Genomic DNA, 17,982 nt, shown 5'->3' on the forward strand with positions numbered 1-17,982 from the left:
GATCCTCTGCGGTTGGGCAAAAGACCGAGCTACCCCGGTTGCAGACTGTCAGCGGTGGGCGCCTCCTGGTTGTCCCCGATCATGATCGCTGGAAATAGCGATCACGATCGGCTGGAAACGGTGATCACGATGCTCTGGAATGGGTGATCACGATGGCCTGGAATCGGTGATCACGATCGGCTGGAACGCGCAATCGCTGGCACGCTTGGCTCCAGTGGAACTATATTGAAGGACTTCAACGCTAGCTTCGCCTTGAAAGTTGCAACCTCGTTTCTGGTCCGCCCCGTCCGTGCAAGGGTTCGTAACAGCAAAAATGACGCTTACAGTTGCATAAATGTATCCGGCCTCTCGCGAGTGGACTGCGGTTGCAGCGAGGCCATGATGAGATCCGCGCACGCCGTTCCCAATAAATGGTTCGGGCACGAAGCCCGCTTTTTTGCACAGGGCTTACGGCATGTTGAACTGCCGCGAGCTCGCCGTGAACAAGCAGATTCAGCGGAAGTCTGTGCCCGAATGGCATGTCGCACCCTCTCGTATACTCGAGCCAAAGTCGCTGCCTGAAAAACCAGCGTTCAAACATCTAGGCCTGCGCGTGGGTCTTGAGCCGCCGCTCATGAAACCGGTGATAAAACGTGATCTTATCGACGAGTGCCTCGCGCATGCTGCAGGCCACCACGCGGTGCCCCCCGGCGTGGTGCTTGGGGCACGAGCCCAAGCACGCTGGCATCATGCAGCAGCCACTGCACTCTTCGCTGTGAAAGGGATTGAAGCGCCTATATGGCATCTCGGCGGTTGTCACGTCCCGCATTGTTCTATCTATATCGTCCGTCAGAATGCGCGCGAATGTCGAGTGGGAAGTGCCCACAGCGGGGATGCACTTGCCGAGGTTGCCGTGTGGATCAATCGTGAACGAATTGCGCACAACCGCGGTGCAAGGATAGCGCTTGGGCCGCGGCATGCCGTACACCATGTAGCCCTCCGACTCTAGGAAGCGACGGAACGTCAGCTCCTCCTTGGCGAACTCTGCGTTGGTGAAACAGTCGTGCGGGACGCAATCCAGCAGACCTCGGCTGGTGTTGATGAAACCGAGACGGAAATCGATGCGGTGATCGACCACGCCGTGGCTTTTGAAGAAGCGGACGACATATTCGGCCTCTTCGATGTTTTCCCGATCCACGTTGATGCGGATCGTGAGGGACCCGGTGGCCTCGACGATGTCCGGCAAGTGCTCGGCCAAGAACCGGTAATGGGCCGCCGCCGCCGCCATCGGGACTTGGCGCCGCGCAGAATAGGTCTCGGGCATGCCATCGAGGGAAATCTGCAGCGCCTTGATACCGAGCTCGGGCAGGGCGACCACCCTTTCCGGCGTCAACAGGACGCCATTGGTCAGCATCTCCGCATAGTAGTCGATCCCGACGTCGGCGCAGATCGCCTTGAATGCGCGCGTCATCGAGGTGATCGCGGCATAGGCGATCAGTGGCTCGCCGCCGAACCACTGGACGACCAGTTGACGGCTGTTGGCCAGCTTGCGACGGACGAACTCGACAGTCGCCTGCTGCATCTCTTCCGACATGACCTTCGTCTTGGGCGTATTGCGTTGAAAGCAGTAGCTGCAGTGCTGGTTGCAAGACATCGTCGGCGCGATGGTCACAAACAGGCGTGATTCGTCGGCCTTGCTGTGACGCAGCCGCTCCTCCTCTTCTCCAAACTCGTCCAGTTCGGCCGGCACCACGAAGCCAAGCGTCGTGAGACATCTCACAAGCTCGCGATCCGGGGTGGCGTCCTCGTGCTCCAGGCTGTCGAGACACCTTTGGACGATGGTCCAGCCGGTCTTATCCAATTCAAGCGTCTGGCCGTTCCTCGCGTTGAACAGGAGAGTCGTGTCATCAGACTCACGGAGGGGGATGTTGAAGCTCGACGGTTTCCACTTCCGCGTAGCAGTCATGCTCGTGGCGCTCCCCTTAGCTGAGCCGCACGCCTGGCTTGTCGTTGAAAGGACACAACGGCGGCGTGGTGTGAACGGATCCATAAGAGAAATAGGCGTCCCGGTAACAGCGGCCCTTCTCCCACATGCAGGTCTCGAAGGAAGGACAGGTCTCGCAACGGGACCCGGCGAACCGCTCGCGGCTCGGATGGATAAAGTTGAGCAATCGGGAGCCCGTCCAGATTTCGCGCAACGATTGGTGACGGGCGTCGCCGACCAGGAACGGCTCCTCGTAGGCCATCTGCTCGCAGAGGAAGGCGCCGCCGTCGGGACCGATGCCGAGCGCGTGCCACCCTCCGCCACAGCCGATCCGCTGGCTCCAGATCTGCCGCTTGCGCTGCGGCGACAGCTCTCCAGCAGACGTTGGGGCCCTCGATAGATTTTCGTTTATCCTAATGTCCGGATACTTGGCTCGGATTGCCTCAAACTCGCGAGCAAGCGTTGCGTGATGTGCCCCGGTAACGAACAGATCGTCACTGTGGCGGTGGAACGAGCGCGCATAGCGCACGAAACTGAAAGTTCGAGCGCCACAAGGGTAGAAGAAATCAACGATCTTCTTTGGTTGATTTACATTTAATCCAGTAATAACTGCCTTGATGATGGGCTGTATGCCGAAAGCCATGAAGCTCTCGAAGGTTCGAGCCGTTAGTTGCGTGCGGGGTTTCTTGACGTTCAGCACGCGCATATTCACATCCTCGTCGGCGGCATCGAAGCTAAGCTGCACGGGCCGCTCGATTATACCGTTTATCTTCTCCTTGAAACCGGCGTCGACTAACCGCGCGACCGCGTCGCGGTCCAGACACGCTTTCGTCGACAGGAGGAACAGCATCTTGTGCTCGACCAGGAGATTGAGAAAGTCGATCCCGTCCCGCCGCACGAAGGTGTCACCATTGTCAGGTGAGCACATGCGCACCCCCATAGCGGCAGCCTCCTCGATCAGCTCGCGCCAACGTTCAAGACGCATTTCCTTACCCGCTTTAATGCGTCGGTCGGCGTAGCAATAAAGGCAGTCGGTTTGACAGCGATGGGTGAAGACCGTGTAGAGGTTGATCGGTGCCTTTAGACGAAATCGAGTCTTCACCCCATGCATCACACGCGAATATGCCTGCGGATCGATGACGAAGCTGCGCGGGTCGAAGCGGATCGCCTCGGTAATCGGGGCATGGGCAATCTCCAGAATGCCGTTAGCACCGATGCCCACGGGGGATACGCTTGCGCGCACCAAAGCGTCGATACTGGAGAGCGTCTCGACGAGGATCCCAGCCGCGGCCTTTGGGAATAGGCGATGGAAGAAGAACTCAATCTCACAAAATCGCGAGACTCCGTCCAGTAGTGACAGGGCGAACCCCTGGACCGGAGTTAGGAAATGGATGTGCGTATTGATGTAGTCGAGGGGGTAGAGAATCGGCCGATTCCCATCTTGTGTGAAGATGAAGTCCCGGCGCACTGCGACAAATTGATCTGGCTCAATGGATAGCTTTGTCATAGCACTCCTCTCTCGCACCCTCGGGGGAGCTGACCGGAGTCTGGCGGGGCACCATCTGGATGCGATTGCACCCGGATGGCCCCACCCCATTGGCTCGGCCTACCAGCAGATCATGCAGGGACAGACGGTGCAGCTATCGCAGCCTGCCGCGAGTACGGGCTCGTCAAACGCCCGCGCCCCTTCACCAGGGACGAGATCAACTTTGAGACCTTTCTTCTTGATCAGGGTCTGCATCTCCTGGATCAACTTTTCCGACTCGTACTGCTTAAGCAGCGTCCCGAGTTCGGCGTCTCCGCCCTTGACAACCCCGCGCTCTTCGATCGTCTTCATTTCTACTCTCCATCAGAATATTCCACTCCGCGCAATAACTTTACTCACCCTTAGATTGAGAGTCTTTGATGCAGATCAACCTGTCTTCCAACCATCTCTGCTTATAGGCGCGCGAGCTGCCGCGGGCGCGAGCGGACTAGCTGTGGAGCTCGACGGAACTACGGCGGTGCGTTTGGAGCGAATTATCGGAAGCGGCGGAGTCGTCAGTGCGTCACATGCTTGAAGATATCCGCTCGGCTGGAACAAGCGCACGAAATCGCTTCCTTATTGTGGCTGCCCGCGCTCCTCTGCGGGGGCGGGGGGAGGAGAGTCCAGGAGCGACGCCGTGTCGCGTGCCTGTAGCCCATGCAGAAAGAAGGCTCGGCGAACGGCACGCTGGTACTCGTGATCTAGTTCCAGTCGATGGCCACCTCGAACCAATAGGAAAAAAGCCCTAGAATAGGCCAGCGCGATGGCTTTACCTATTGCCGGAGAGAAGACGACATCGTCCTTTCCCGCGATTACCAAAACCTCCCCCCGATAACGACTCCGATCCAACTGCAGATTCGGCAAGGGCGCATGCTGATGCAGAAAATTCCTCAGGACTTCCCTGGACCAGAGGTAGAGCGGGATGTCATAGCCATATGAGGACGCCGCACGCTGTAGATCGCTTCCAAGTAGCTCGTACATCCGCACTTTCGCGGCATCAGCGGCAGGCAGGCTTAGCAGAGTGCGGCGGAGCGCCCAGCTCAGGCTCGGGCGCAGCTGATACCAAGCATACGGCAACGGGTTGTGGCTCAGCTCTCCGTGAATGATCTTATGAAGCGTGGCCAAGCCCGACTGTCCTTGTCGCCCGAGTTGAAAAACCATATAAGCCAAGCTTGCTCGCGTGCCATTCTCAAGCCGTGCAATCTCTGACAGGGAGGCTGCGGCTTCCGGATCGAGCTCAACGAAATTGCGGGCGTAGGTCCATCCGTGCTGACGGGCCAAGTCCGGCGCTCCCGTGGCGGCCAGCAACGTCCGGGTCACGTGTTCTCCATATCGGTGTAGATACTGCTGCGCAAGCACGCCCGCGCCTGAGGCTCCGAAAACCATGATGCGCCCGTCTGAGGGCAGCAGTTTCGCTGCCACCATGTCCTGCCTTACGCATTCGATATCCTCGACGCGCTGCCAGGAGCCATAAAGGTTCATTGCGCGGCGCAGATCCAGCTTCCCGTTTGGATAGACCTCGGGGAAAAGCGTGGGGCTATGGCCGCGGTGGCCGATCAGCACATAGGACACCCCGGGAAGCTGCTCATCAAAGAAGGACAAATCCATCTCCGGGCCTACCAATTCCATTTGCCCGTCCGTCAGAAAAAAAACAACAGGACCTTTGGGATTGAAGTTAGGGCTGAGCACATAGAACGCGCGAAAGCGTCCGCTGCTTCCATCGGTATAATCCACCGGAAGATTAAGATATCGATGATGCGCATCCGGCGGCATGCCTGGGTAGTGCGCATCCAGCGCAAGCCGCGCATCCGGTGGCTCTTGTGCCGCATGCCATCGTCTACAGCCCCATATCCCGCCTACTGCACCAAAAATCGAAAGTATGACCAGTAGGGACCAAATCCTTCGACGCGAATTTCTCATGATGGAAAGTCGCCTTGGCCAGGCTGCGTGGTATTAGGATCGAGAATACTACTCGATTCTCGAGCCCACCTAACGATTTCGACGGTGGAAATCAAACTGCTTCTTCATGGGCTCCACGTGTGGGTAGTTCGTCGGTGAAGCAGGAGTGACGGCTGGCCCGCAGATCCGCGATGACGGTCCTGGCTTTCTCGTCGGCCGCGGCGCGGCTCTCCTGGGCATGAATACCGCCCAGCACCGCACAGCTGGTCCGCTTCGGCCTCCAGCATCGCGTTCAGTGTCTCTTCCACTGTCCCGCGGACCATCTCGCCGAGGTGATCCCGAATCCGGGCCTCATAATCTGGATCACCTGACCCATGGCATTCCCATCGTTCATTCAAAGCTCCTTCATTCTAGAAGAAGCCGTCAATCCTGAAAGTGCGAAAGAATCTGTATGTTATCGCACGATTTCCGCGCCGCTGGCCGGTCAGTATGCAGAGCTGCACAAACGGACCGAACGGATAACCAACCGTGGACGCAGCTGCAAATACGGCGGCAGAGCTCCTCTGCGGAGAGCGCTCGGATACGAGCTTGCCGCTTCACGGTCTGCATCCCCCTGCTCGTGCTATTGGGCGCTGCCGTAAATTCTTCTCGCTTGGTCGAGAAAGCGAAACTCCATCTCCGACGATAATGTCGCCTATCTGGATTCGAGCCGGGGATGTTTGCTTCAAGGAAACGCCTGCCGGAGAAACCGACGTACAGCCGCAAAGTGTCCATGGGCTGCATTGATTTGGACTGTCGGTGTGTGGGTCAACCAATTCTGGTAGGTGCCTAGCGAGCTTTTTAGGGATACGAACGAATCTATAAGCGCGATAACCTGGACATTTGGAGCGCGGTTGACGCGGATGTTTGGTGGCCGTTGTCTGTCGGCAAGCCGCTCAGGTGCAACCTAGTCGAGTTTCTGTTCGTTGAACCAACAGGAGAACCTCATGACTCTCAAGAAAGAGCCTTCCGATCAAGAGATCGGCGAAATAAAGCGCAAATTGAAAGCGGGTAAGCTGGACAAGGAGGATCTACATGCATTAGAGGCGCTTGTCGAAAGAAGCGAGCATGCCACTAAGAAGCTGCGCGCCGCCATCGTAGAGTAAGCACCCCTGGGAGGCTACAAATGGTTGTTGGCGCTGCTGGTCGCTCCGACGTAGCCCTCCCAAGTTCTCTAAATCGATCCGTTATCTTCCTTGGCGAACCTTCCGCAGGTAAGAGAGATCGCACTCTTCTTCTTGACAGATTCGAGTTTCCGACCGGGGAGCTTGAGAAGAAACCGGAAACTCTCGAAAAAATCAAACAGAGTATTAATCTCCCTGCGGGATTGCTGATTTGGCCGGAAGAGTTGGAAGTTCTGCTTGCTGAGCAATTCGCCGCAGCGAGCGAGTACGTATACGGTCACTCTTTCTGGGAGCGCGTCCGACAGGGAAGTAGAATTGCGCTCTACGCCTACTTACTTGAAACTCGTCATTATCTCGCTGCCGCGTCTTCCCGGATGGCGCCCAGCGTTAGGCCCGCAATAGGCTTGTCGCCGCTATCCCTTTTGCTATCGCAGCATCTTCTGGAAGAATGGGACCACCAAAAGTTCTTTTCCGAAGCCTTGAAGGTCATTGGGTGCGACGAGGTCCTAGTAAGCACGGCTCGTCCAATACCCGCTACCCTCGAATGGATTCATGCGACACGAGCGATTGGCTATCGCAGCGCACTGAGTGCGGCCGTTTGCTCAGGATTCATGGAATTCTCGTCCATCGAAACAAGCGCTGTTCGTGGATGGCATTCCATGCTAGTGGAGACGGGCCTCATTCCGGAGGCGGCCAGTCAAGCCATTATTGGTCATCTCGAAACTGATCTCGAATTTGAACACTCTGAAAACTGGAGAAGAGCGATCTATCTCCATGGGCCGGTAACACCGAAAACTGCAGCTGAATTACTGAACGACGTAGCGACGATCTCGGAAATGATTTTCCGCTGGTTATCTGCGCTAAAATTTGGCGTTTCGGGAGCCATTGTTTGCGGCATTCAGGTCCTCTCAGAAGAACGTGTCCTTACGAGAGAACCGCAGGGACACTGCAGCCTCGACGTTCCTTGCTTCGATGGAAATCCGGTTTGGTCCGCCAACTTACAGGATCTAGTAAACTGGGGAATTGGCGCCGAGAGTGCCGCATCGCGCGCTGTAGTCGGGCTGGCGTATGCGTTTGGCCACAGATACTCGGACCTAAGATCGGTTCAGAATTCTTTGTCGACCTTAATCGGTGACACCGTTGATGATTTCGGAACCAAAACCAAAGCCGATTTCTGTGTGCCCTCATCGGTAATGGAGGATCTCAAATCCTGGCTACGTGCTATCGACGGGCATCGACTTTGGGACACAATGTGTGAGCCCTCTTCGGAAGCGTTGGTGATCGGATACATTCTCGAGAACTATCACTACTTGGCTTCTGCTACGGGGCACATCAGCGCCGCGGTAGCCAGCTGCACCGTTAGTTCAGTGCGAGTTCAGCTCATTGAGCATCTGAGAGACGAACTTGACCACTGTGAGCTATTGCGCACGAAGTTGTCCGAAGTGGAAGGTATCAGCGATCCGACTCTTCTACGCCCTCTGCCGACCACTGTCGCGTTCGTTGGCTTTTTACAAACTGTCGCGGCTCAGGATTGGAGGGCCTATATTCTAGTTTCTGCGTTCCTACAGTTATCTCTCTCCGAATGCAGGACGGATCGGCGAAACGCGCACTTTTATGAGACCGTAATACGGAATAACTCGGGAGTTGCGCCTCTACTGTCCACCATTTGGACTCATGATGAGATCGATGGCGCGCTGGATCATGACAGTAGGCCACTTGAGCGCCTCAGGTCCCTGCTGCAGACGGAGCGGCTTTCACAGGAATCCCATAAACTGGCAGCTCTCGCTCCGGCACTTAGCTGGAGTTTTTTGGATGGCATTCTGAATCAGTATACGGCTGGCCGCGGTTCCGTCTTGCATAGAGTTGGTTGGCACGTTTGCTGAGCATCGAACAACTCGTGCCAAATGCAGCACCGGACGGCGCTGCGGTTGTGCGCATAGACGATGTATTGGGCTCCGAGTCCCGACTCCGAACGCTCGCATCTCATACGCTCGACTCTCGAATGGATCATGAAAGATGGACGACAGTACTGAAGCTGGAACTGCTCTTGCTATTTCGCTGGGCAGTGAGCCGCCATCTAAGGGCACAAAGGAGCAACGAGCTTTCTTCACATGTCGATCCGAATACGCGAGCTTTGGTTCTCCTGCCCAGCTATGGCGCCGCTGTGCATTTGCTGCGTCGCGCAGTGCCTCTCGCGTTACTAGGCGTGAACACTGTCGTTTCGGTTCCGGCGCAATATATGCAAGAAGCTCACAGAATACTTCAGTCGTTATCAGCAGAACTTAGACTATCCGACGTAGTGACCCTTTCCAGAGAGCCTCCTGAACTGCTTGTGCACCGGGCTGAACTCGCTGGCGAGCAAATCATGTTTACCGGGCGCAGCGTGACTTTTCGGCGCATTCGGTCAGAACACCCTGGCGCAACTCTTTATGGTGCTACAGGCACTTGCAGTGTTGCCGTAGGCGATAATCTGGACGCGACTCGTTCCCTTCGAAGGCATCTCGAGGCTAACCGACTGCCTCAGAGTTGCAGTAACTGTGGAGCTTCTTTTCTGGTCGAGGGAGCACCTGACGGATCTGTGGTTCGAGCGCGCAACCTCCAAACAGGCGAAATGGTCGAGGACTTCAGTCGTGTGATTCGTAGCATTCACCCTTCGGTCATTTTGACGCCGAACAGAACTCCAATAGCAAAAGTGATCGCTGGCTATACTGTTCTTGAATGTGATCATGCAGGCCGCCCCTTATCGCGAGACGGTTTCGCTCGCGATCCAATATGCGGTTGGCCTGGCGACTACTGCATATGATCAGAAGCGATTTGTTTGGATCCATACGGATCCACAACAGCTTCGGTTAAGGCGCCGCATGGACCTGGCGCGAACAATAGGAACAAGCATCGCCATCCGATGCGGAACCTCCCAATATTGAAAGCGGTGCTCAGATGAACCAGTCGCTCAGCGAGCACATTTCCTTACTGAGCCTGCAGCCCCGTTATTGTCGAGCGAGAGCGGGAGCTATGGCTGATTTTGGGTGACGCGGCCTGATCAGGCGGCGTGGCTTTCAGTGTTCGGAATGACTTCGATTCCGTCGATGAACTTTACACGGCGATGACTTTCGGCAACTGGTTCGTGCTCTTCAAGCGCCGCCAGGTCTTCGATGCGGCGTCGATGAGCTTGAACACCATAAGCTTCGCGGTTTATTGCGACAGCGATCCCTTGGTCCGCACCGTTCGGTGGCGCACCGTGGCGAAGACGCTCTCGATCGGGTTCGAGCTGCGTAGGTGGATCCAGTGCTCAGCAGGGAAGTCGAAGAAGGCGAGCAGCGCGTGGCGATCCTTGATCAGGCACTCCACCGCACGTTCGTATTTGACGTGGTATTTCTCGACGAAGACGTCGATCGCGGTTTCAGCTTCGGCCCGGTGTGGGGCCAGAAAGATGTTCCGCAGGTCGTTCTTGATGGGGCCCCGCACGGATTTGGCGACCTTGTCGAGTACGTTGCTCACTTTATGGCACCAGCATCGTTGGTGCCGCGTGCCGGGAAAGGCCTCGTCCAGTGCCTTCCAGAAGCCGAGGGCGCTGTCGCCGATGGCGAGTTGCGGGGCAATCCGTAACCCGCGTTGCCGCAGGTCGATCAGGAGTTCGCGCCAGCTCTGCGCGCTCTCGCGCACGCCGACCTGGAAGCCGATCAGCTCCTTCTTGCCTTCCGGCGTGGTACCAATCAGCACCAGCATGCATTCGCTGTGATCTTCCATGCGGGCCTGCAGCTGGTGGTTTCCGACTCGTGCCGAGGTCTTGTCGAAAGCGTTGCGGATTATCTGCCGGAGGCACGCTATCAACGCTGCATGGTGCATTTTTATCGCAATGTCTTCAGCCACGTGCCGTCGACCCGGTACTGTCCAGAATCTTTCGCACTTTTGATCAGGCGACGGCTCCGGTTTCAGAGAGTTGTGGCTGATAGAGCGGTCGCATGTTCATGTAGCATTTGGTCGACCACACCGTTCCGGCAATGTGCCGCAGCCGGGCCGCCGCTAAGTTGAGACAGGATTGACCGTCGGGGAAGGCGCCGACGACACGGGTTCGTCGCCGGATCTCCTTCATGATGCGCTCGAGCGGATTGTTCGTTCGAATCTTCCGCCAATGGATGTCCGGAAAGGCATAGTAGGCGAGCGTCTCGTGAACCGCCTGCTCGACGAGATCAGCAGCTTTGGCCATACGGCTGGCCCGCAGATCCGCGATGACGGTCCTGGCTTTCTCGTCGGCCGCGGCGCGGCTCTCCTGGGCATGAATGGCCTTGAGCATGTGGCTCACCTCGCGGACCCGGGTCGACGGCACGTGGCTGAAGACATTGCGATAAAAATGCACCATGCAGCGTTGATAGCGTGCCTCCGGCAGATAATCCGCAACGCTTTCGACAAGACCTCGGCACGCGTCGGAAACCACCAGCTGCACGCCCTTGAGACCGCGATCGACGAGATGCCGCAGAAACGAGGACCAGCCGGATTTGTCCTCCTTGGCGCCTTCACAGATGCCGAGGATCTCCCGGAACCCCTCAGCATTGACCGCCGAGGCCACCAGCAGCGACACGTTGCGAACCTCACCAGCCCAGCTGCGCTTCATCACGATGCCGTCGAGGTAGAGATACGGATGCTCGCCTTCGATCCTGCGATTCCGCCACGCCTCGATCTTGGTATAGATCTTCTTGTTCAGGTTCGACACTGTGCTCGGGCTGACCCGGGTGCCCCACAGCGCCTCCGTGATGTCTTCGACCCGCCGAACCGAAATCCCGGCCAGATACATCTCGATCAGCGCCTCCTCAACCGAGCTCTCCCGCCTCCGGTAGCGCTCGATAATCGCCGTCTCGAAGGTTTGCCGCCGTAGCTTCGGAACCTTCAGATTGACGTCGCCCGCTTTGGTCTGCAGCGTTCGCTCGTAGCTGCCTGCCCGCGTGTCCTGCCGCGCCGGGCTGCGCTCATACCGCCCAGCACCGCACAGCTGGTCCGCTTCGGCCTCCAGCATCGAGTTCAGTGTCTCTTCCACTGTCCCGCGGACCATCTCGCCCAGGTGATCTCGAATCCGGGCCTCATCAATTTGGATCACCTGACCCATGGCATTCCCATCGTTCATTCAAAGCTCCTTCATTCTAGAAGAAGCCGTCAATCCTGAAAGTGCGAAAGACTCTGTACGTTATCGTCGACCCGGGTCCGCGAGGTCAGCCACATGCTCAAGGCCATTCATGTCCAGGAGAGCCGCGCCGCGGCCGACGAGAAAGCCAGGACCGTCATCGCGGATCTGCGGGCCAGCCGTATGGCCAAAGCTGCTGATCTCGTCGAGCAGGCGGTTCACGAGACGCTCGCCTACTATGCCTTTCCGGACATCCATTGGCGGAAGATTCGAACGAACAATCCGCTCGAGCGCATCATGAAGGAGATCCGGCGACGAACCCGTGTCGTCGGCGCCTTCCCCGACGGTCAATCCTGTCTCAACTTAGCGGCGGCCCGGCTGCGGCACATTGCCGGAACGGCGTGGTCGACCAAATGCTACATGAACATGCGACCGCTCTATCAGCCACAACTCTCTGAAACCGGAGCCGTCGCCTGATCAAAAGTGCGAAAGATTCTGGACAGTACCGAGACTATGGCGCTGCAGGATGCCGAGCGGGGGAACGACTTCGCTCTCATTGATCCGCACGGTGACCTTGTCGCTCGCGTTGCTTCGCGCATTACCACCTACAAGATCAGGTAGTAAGAAATGCTCCCAGTATGTGTTAAACAGTGAGGTATAGAGCGATGGCAGCCGGAGAAAGGGAAATGTCGGGCGGTGGTTGTGCGCTCGGATACTTGATGCGGGAGAGCGGAATGCCCGAGGGCAACGAATGGCCCGAGTATGAGGCTGCGCGCGAGATGATGCTGATGCAATAATAATGATCAATTTGGCCGTATAGTGCGCTGACGGACCTAACTCTGCTCCTGTCCCCGCGCCTGCCGATGAGTCGAAACGCACGGTTACAGCGCGAGGGCGCACCAAATCTGCTCCAAGGCAGCGACGCGGCTGCCCCTATATATACAAAGCTTGATAAGCGACGCGAAGTTGCTCGGGAGCCGGATAAAGCGATTAATCCCGATGCGAGCAGGAACGTGCGGAGAATCGATTATGCGCGCCTTGTACACAGCCCTGCATTTCGTCGCCTTCAGGGCAAGACTCAGCCTTTGCCTTTTCCGGGTGAGTGAGATTTCTTTCGCAATCGGTTAACCCACCCTCTTGAGGTCAGCAAGATTGCGAAAGGAATCGCAATCAGAATGAACAGCAAGTATTTCCAAGACGCAGAGCATCTACCTGAGAACGAGCGCGACGACTACGAGATTTCCACCGACTTGGTTGAGTTCGCAGCGCTCGCGCATGATTTAGGACACGCTCCGTTTGGGCCGGGTCTCGATGAATGTATGATTTGAAACGGTGGATTTGAAGGTAACGCCCAGACGCCGCGCATTCTCTCGCGTCTCGAAAAAGCGCACGGCCGACTGGCCTTCCATCGAGTTTCGCGATGCAAATGATCCGCGCCGCGGTTTGAACCTCACATATCGTGCGCTCGCATCTGTACTGAAAGCACGACAAAGAAATTCTGAATCGACACGAAGGCGATAGTCTCGAAAGAAGTTATCATAGGAGTGAGGCGCAGTTGGTGGAGGAGATAAAATTTGCAATCACTGGGGAAGAAAGGCGTCTAGGAATTCAAGTCGAGTGTCACATCATGGATGTGGCCGACGATCTTGCGTATTCCGCGCATGATTTCGAGGGACGCGATGAAGGCTGGAGACGATCGGCGAAATTGAATAGCCGCTCTTGGTGGAGTTGCAGAGAGGAATCAATGGCAAGTGGAACAAACGAGAGTCAGGCGACGCGAACCGACACCGAAAAGTCAGCAGCTGCTTATGCTTGGGATTATTTTCAGTATCATGCAGGTCAGCGACAGGCGGTCTTCAGATTCTTCCTAACTCTAGTTGGTCTGGCAACACTTGCCTATGGCTATTCACTTCGAAATAGCGGTTTAAATTCCGGCGCTTCGCAGGAGACGCTTCGCCTTCTGATAGGCGCTCTTCTTATCATCATAAGCTTTCTGTTTTGGCGCCTCGATAAGCGCAGCCAATGCCTCATCAAACATTCTGAGGCCGCACTGAAAAAGGTTGAGGTCCGCCTCGCATCCGCGCTGAACAACGATGAGACGATCAAGTTAATGCATAGGAGCGATGAAAAGGTTGGGGGTTTTTTTGCGTTGGTGGAGAGCTTTCGACAAATCTACGCCATCGTCTTTTCGTTGGTTGGGCTCGCTGGCGCGGTGCTAATATTCCTGCATTTTTTGCGATGACCTGCGTGAGTTCGTTGGCATTTCGGCTATTTTGAGATCAAGAACGCACTACGAGCCGCAAGCTGAGGCCGTTCAGGCGGCGTGGTTCCATGACACATCGCGCGTCGACTTCTCTGTTCGGCCAGCCGCAATGCGGTCATCAGCGCTTTACACCACACTCGCCAGCCCCTCAGGCTCACTCTGGCGAATAAGACGGGCTAGGTAGAGACGAAAAACTGCTTGGCGCTGCTGTGCATGATACTTTAAAATATTCCCAACGATAGTAGAGGGAATTCCTTCGCGCATCTTCAAGTTGCTTCTTGCGATTATCATCATGCACTTCCATAAGCGCAGTCCGTAAAAAATCATCGCCGATCATTGCTTTGCTGCCTCTCAAGCTGACCAAATAGGTAGACCCAGATTGGCTCTAAACCAGGCTTGGCGTTCCACTCGCGTTCGCCAATGAGGCCCCTTTGATAACGCTCGCTACGTGCCGCCAGTTCGCGAAGTTGAACCGGTGACGCCCAGAGAGCGCGACGGGCTTCACGGCGACTCAAACGAACCTCTCCTTCAACGATCGCTTCGTAAATCTTCCAAAGATGCCAGGTGCCGTTGGGCCGTCTGCAGCGATTGTGAAGTCGCTCTTCATGAAGGAATGAAAGGTGCAAAGCTGTCAATCCAACTTCTTCAGCAAGCTCGGCGATAGCTGCTTGTTCATAAGAGCCATGATCGTCGACGTGCCCCGCAGGAGGAGCGAAGCCGAAAGGAGGTTGAGCCCTCTCGATCAGGAGAATGCTAGAGCCTTTGCGCACAAGAATGCCGACACTAGTATGGTCGCATAGTTTCAACGTAGATTTCTCCGCAAGAATTCTTCGGAATAGTGCTTAACTCGAGCCAGCGCTTCCCCAAAAGCTACTTTTCGTGAGTCTTCGTTTGCCGGGTGTTCGATTACGATGACGTCCTCAGCCGGCAATTTGTGGTCAAATGGCCCCATTGGTTCGGCGTCGTCAATCTCTTTCAAAATAATGATAGCTTTGCCTGAAGCCCTTGCGTGACTGCACTCCATCTGCGTGCCCGTACTCCAGTCTTTTTTGGAAAGCCCTGGCCTATATATGACTACGCAATCAGATTGATCGATCAAACGTAGGTCTCGTACACGAATTTGGCGATCTACCACTGATTGTGCTCGATTTTTCGTAATAACCTCGTCCATTTCCGATCTTTTGATTGATATCTGGGTAGTTGGCGTAAAAGGAGCGATTGTGTCTTCGTCCTCCGTTGGCCACATCTCGCCAAGCCGGATGTCAAGATCTTCGTCGCTAACGCATGAGTTTATCAGGGTATTGTTGATGCTCCCAAGCAAGGTCTTCGCGTTAGTATAATCTGTTTGATCCAGTGCAGTGGCTAACTCGGCGGTCAGCCGCTGTAGTGTGCTGATACGCTGCTCCTCTTTTGCGTGCTCGCTTTCTCGAACGCCGTCTAGTGCGATTTGAATGGGTCGCTCATTGATGGTGAGTGGATCGAACGAGGACACTTTCGCGCTGAAGAAGTGCCTAAAATGATTGATCTGATCGATCATGTCTCTGTCCCTACAACATCGCCAGCGTGTGAGGGGCTTCGTAATGGGGTAGGAAAGATAAATGCGTGGTACATTTGGGTCGGAGATATACGTGATGAGCGAATAGATTGACTGTCGAACGGAAAATATTGGAGATCGAAGGCGGGGGAATAGGCCGGATTTCCTGTCTCCGCGCCGAATCTCTATGGCGTCCATTACGTAGTCGGCAAAGAGCGCTTCGACATTGCGCCATCGCAGTAGTTCAGAGAGTCGAAAATGACGCCGGGGATTTAGGCGCGCCTGAACGCTGTATACATCATCAATAAGCGTAATGATGAAGGTGGGCTTGAAATCATCTAGCAGAAATTCGAGGAAAGCGAATGAAATCTTTCCATCGTCAGCAGTATGGGTCCAGGTGATGGGCGTATAAAAATGGCTCTCGCTTTGAAACGAGAGATGAGCCAAGAGGAACACATATTTGGGCTTGGATGCGTTCGATAGCCACGTCCGCTTCATTTCTAAGAAGGATGACATCCAGGAAGCACGGCCTGAAGGAGTCCCGATGATCCCGTACGCCGTGGATGGGATTGCTCTTTCAAGCTCAAGAACCAGGATCTGCTCATTGCGGATTCGCGAGCATGCCTCTTGATCCCCCTTTGCTGTCGCCGCTCGCCAATCTGCATCGCGTTCGAGCAAAAAAGGAACAACGTGTTCCTCTATGCACTTGAGCTTATTAAGGCCGGTATGTCCGGCCACCAAAACTCTAATCTGTTCTAAAGACATAAAAAACCCGAGGTGTTCAAAGCCACCTCAGGTTGCCAATTTAATGGAGTGGAATCAACTGGCGTTCGACCTCGACGAACGCCTTAATCTCCTCAAGTCCGGCGAAATAACCAAAATGGGCATAAAGCGCCGGCGTTGGGGAGTCGGCATCGCGACGTTCATCAACAAGCAACGTCGCTTTTGCGCTCGATTTTTCGAGGAAATCCAATAAGATGCGCTCCGCCTCTGCGTCTTCTGGGGATCGGTCGTGTTGGACAAAGAGCAGAAATTTGTCCTCCTCATTGGTTGAACGGGATCTCAGATTCATCGGATATCCTCCTTCGTGAACAAACCATGAACATAGTACGTTACGCGACCTTGAATTGCAATCGCTCCGTCATTCGGGCGTCGTGGGGATAGCAGCAGGGATGAATGTTGTTTGTTCTGTGCTCGCTGAGGAAATTGATCAATCTTCCGCCCGCGGCACCTTGATCTAGGTCCAGCGAGAAGGGCGTCCACCACTAAGTAGTGGGCTAAGATTCGCGGGATCCTGTCAAACATATCGCGCTTAGCTGTGCGCAAGTCTGTTTATTCCCCACCATCTTGTACGTGACATCGCCAAATTTCACAGAGGTGAGCAGCATTGTTCGCAGTTTCGCAAGCCACTCTCGTCCGTCGCGGTAGCTGTCGCCGGGCATCATCGAACGCGCCATTAGGCGACCAACAATAACGAGAAAGAATAGCCTCTTCGCTGACGCCTCCCTGCGTCCGGCGCCGTGCGCCGCTGTGGTGGGTTTTGTTGTTCAGCGCAATAGGCATGGCTCTCTCGCCTCGCCGCCGGATTTGCCGCACGCTCGAAAGCGTGCTCGTACGTTCTTTTGGTCATGGTCGTTTTCCTTTCAAAGGTTGCGGGCTGTTTCCCGGATGTCGCTTGCTGATAACCAGCCCCGCGTGGCACTCGCCAGGCACTTATGCGGGCACGCCGCAACGATTCCTGACGGCGGGTCATCGGCATTGGGGAAGGCGATGAGCAAACCGCGTGATGATCGCCAGAAGGACCTGTTGCTTCCGGGCCTTGAGCTCGCGCACCTGGTTCGTGAGGTTTCGGAGGAGTTGGTCTTTCAGGGATTGAATGGTGGCGAACTCGCCGATGAGCGCATGGGTCAGGGTTTGCTTTTTGAACGCCTTGAGCTTCGCATGCTGCCTTGCGTCAATCCGGGCGGGGTCAATGGGTCGCCGGGAGAACTAGAGAAGAGCTGGCTTCGAGGCCGCGACGAACCGATCGAACTCCTCGATGGTCCCGGATTCGGCAACGCTGGTGCCGACGCGCGTCCAGAACATCCCCAGCAAGATATCGCACTTGGATACGAGCTGGGCGTTGATGGCCCGTTGGGGTCGGCTTCCGCCTTGCGGCCGGGCATGGGTTTCCCACCGAACCGGCAACAGGACGACGCCTTCTGCAAAGGCGTGCTTGGCGTTCCAGTCATTTATTACCTCGGTCGCGGCGTTGCGTTCGCGTTCCTCGGTCAGGTCGGACGGGGAGGCGATGAATACCCAGAAGATTTGCGCGTTGAAGGTCATGGGATGCCCAAGAATCGGTAAAAGCGGTAGTCTACGGAGGCCGGAACTGCCTGCAAGTCAGGCCAGCCCGCGAGTCAGGTAGCCTTGTGGGCGAGACTCTCGCGGAGGACCACAAATGAGTGTAGGTCATGGGCGCGGGCATCGGAGCGCAGGATATTGGCGGCGACCCTGAACACTGTACCTCGCCGTGCTCG

At 56.0% G+C, this 17,982-nt stretch carries 14 protein-coding genes and 2 pseudogenes; 6 read left to right on the plus strand and 10 right to left on the minus strand.

The features are described 5' to 3' along the window. Positions 1-580: 580 nt before the first annotated feature. The 4 genes from LPJ38_RS01690 to LPJ38_RS01705 form a co-directional block, all read right to left on the minus strand. Positions 581-1,945 (minus strand): radical SAM/SPASM domain-containing protein, encoded by a 1,365-nt coding sequence (locus tag LPJ38_RS01690; protein ID WP_145643141.1) that lies wholly within the window; start codon positions 1,943-1,945, stop codon positions 581-583. A gap of 16 nt (positions 1,946-1,961) precedes the next feature. Next, positions 1,962-3,470 carry a radical SAM/SPASM domain-containing protein gene (locus LPJ38_RS01695; RefSeq protein ID WP_145643139.1) on the minus strand — a complete coding sequence of 503 codons (1,509 nt, stop codon included), beginning with the start codon at positions 3,468-3,470 and terminating at the stop codon, positions 1,962-1,964. A gap of 99 nt (positions 3,471-3,569) precedes the next feature. Then, entirely contained in the window at positions 3,570-3,800 is a 231-nt protein-coding gene (locus tag LPJ38_RS01700) for a hypothetical protein (protein WP_145643136.1), read from the minus strand. 264 nt (positions 3,801-4,064) lie between these two features. Continuing rightward, positions 4,065-5,261: a hypothetical protein gene (locus LPJ38_RS01705; RefSeq protein ID WP_231088561.1), complete on the minus strand. Its 1,197-nt coding sequence runs from the start codon at positions 5,259-5,261 to the stop codon at positions 4,065-4,067. 1,112 nt (positions 5,262-6,373) lie between these two features. Here LPJ38_RS01705 and LPJ38_RS01710 point away from each other — a divergent pair. Both LPJ38_RS01710 and LPJ38_RS01715 read left to right on the plus strand, forming a co-directional pair. Beyond that, positions 6,374-6,532: a hypothetical protein gene (locus tag LPJ38_RS01710; protein WP_167520821.1), complete on the plus strand. Its 159-nt coding sequence runs from the start codon at positions 6,374-6,376 to the stop codon at positions 6,530-6,532. Between the two features lie 20 nt (positions 6,533-6,552). Then, positions 6,553-8,433 carry a hypothetical protein gene (locus LPJ38_RS01715; protein ID WP_145643134.1) on the plus strand — a complete coding sequence of 627 codons (1,881 nt, stop codon included), beginning with the start codon at positions 6,553-6,555 and terminating at the stop codon, positions 8,431-8,433. Between the two features lie 1,157 nt (positions 8,434-9,590). Here LPJ38_RS01715 and LPJ38_RS01720 read toward each other — a convergent pair. Next, positions 9,591-10,309: pseudogene (locus LPJ38_RS01720) on the minus strand (IS256 family transposase); the annotation flags it as partial. On the opposite strand from LPJ38_RS01720, the pseudogene LPJ38_RS01725 reads away from it, so the two are divergent. Next, positions 10,301-10,432, plus strand: a pseudogene (locus tag LPJ38_RS01725) (transposase); the annotation flags it as partial. The pseudogenes LPJ38_RS01720 and LPJ38_RS01725 overlap by 9 nt on opposite strands. 31 nt (positions 10,433-10,463) lie before the next feature. On the opposite strand, the gene LPJ38_RS01730 reads toward LPJ38_RS01725, so the two are convergent. Next, the gene (locus LPJ38_RS01730; protein WP_231088707.1) at positions 10,464-11,651 is read right to left on the minus strand and encodes an IS256 family transposase; all 1,188 of its coding nucleotides are present in this window, start codon (positions 11,649-11,651) and stop codon (positions 10,464-10,466) included. 111 nt (positions 11,652-11,762) lie between these two features. Here LPJ38_RS01730 and LPJ38_RS01735 point away from each other — a divergent pair, with 111 nt between their 5' ends. The 3 genes from LPJ38_RS01735 (at position 11,763) to LPJ38_RS01740 (ending at position 13,908) form a co-directional block, all read left to right on the plus strand. Then, entirely contained in the window at positions 11,763-12,143 is a 381-nt protein-coding gene (locus LPJ38_RS01735) for a transposase (RefSeq protein WP_430640284.1), read from the plus strand. Between the two features lie 698 nt (positions 12,144-12,841). Continuing rightward, positions 12,842-12,994, plus strand: coding sequence for a hypothetical protein (locus LPJ38_RS38235; protein ID WP_430640285.1), 153 nt, complete (start codon positions 12,842-12,844; stop codon positions 12,992-12,994). A gap of 299 nt (positions 12,995-13,293) precedes the next feature. Continuing rightward, a complete protein-coding gene (locus LPJ38_RS01740; protein ID WP_145642933.1) occupies positions 13,294-13,908 on the plus strand; it encodes a RipA family octameric membrane protein in 615 nt (204 codons plus the stop codon). A 344-nt stretch (positions 13,909-14,252) separates the two neighbouring features. Here the strand turns inward: LPJ38_RS01740 and LPJ38_RS01745 are convergent, their stop codons facing one another. The 4 genes from LPJ38_RS01745 to LPJ38_RS38435 form a co-directional block, all read right to left on the minus strand. After that, positions 14,253-14,735 (minus strand): NUDIX hydrolase, encoded by a 483-nt coding sequence (locus tag LPJ38_RS01745; RefSeq protein ID WP_158644826.1) that lies wholly within the window; start codon positions 14,733-14,735, stop codon positions 14,253-14,255. Beyond that, complete coding sequence (locus tag LPJ38_RS01750) at positions 14,732-16,228, minus strand: TIR domain-containing protein (protein WP_145642937.1); 1,497 nt, start codon at positions 16,226-16,228, stop codon at positions 14,732-14,734. Before LPJ38_RS01750 ends, LPJ38_RS01745 begins: the two co-directional genes overlap by 4 nt. A 40-nt stretch (positions 16,229-16,268) precedes the next feature. Then, on the minus strand, positions 16,269-16,535 hold the full coding sequence (locus LPJ38_RS01755; protein WP_145642939.1) for a hypothetical protein: 267 nt from the start codon (positions 16,533-16,535) through the stop codon (positions 16,269-16,271). A gap of 917 nt (positions 16,536-17,452) precedes the next feature. Continuing rightward, entirely contained in the window at positions 17,453-17,788 is a 336-nt protein-coding gene (locus tag LPJ38_RS38435) for a DUF4062 domain-containing protein (RefSeq protein ID WP_488226196.1), read from the minus strand. Positions 17,789-17,982: the final 194 nt, after the last annotated feature.

This window comes from Bradyrhizobium daqingense (assembly GCF_021044685.1).
Classification (GTDB): domain Bacteria; phylum Pseudomonadota; class Alphaproteobacteria; order Rhizobiales; family Xanthobacteraceae; genus Bradyrhizobium; species Bradyrhizobium daqingense.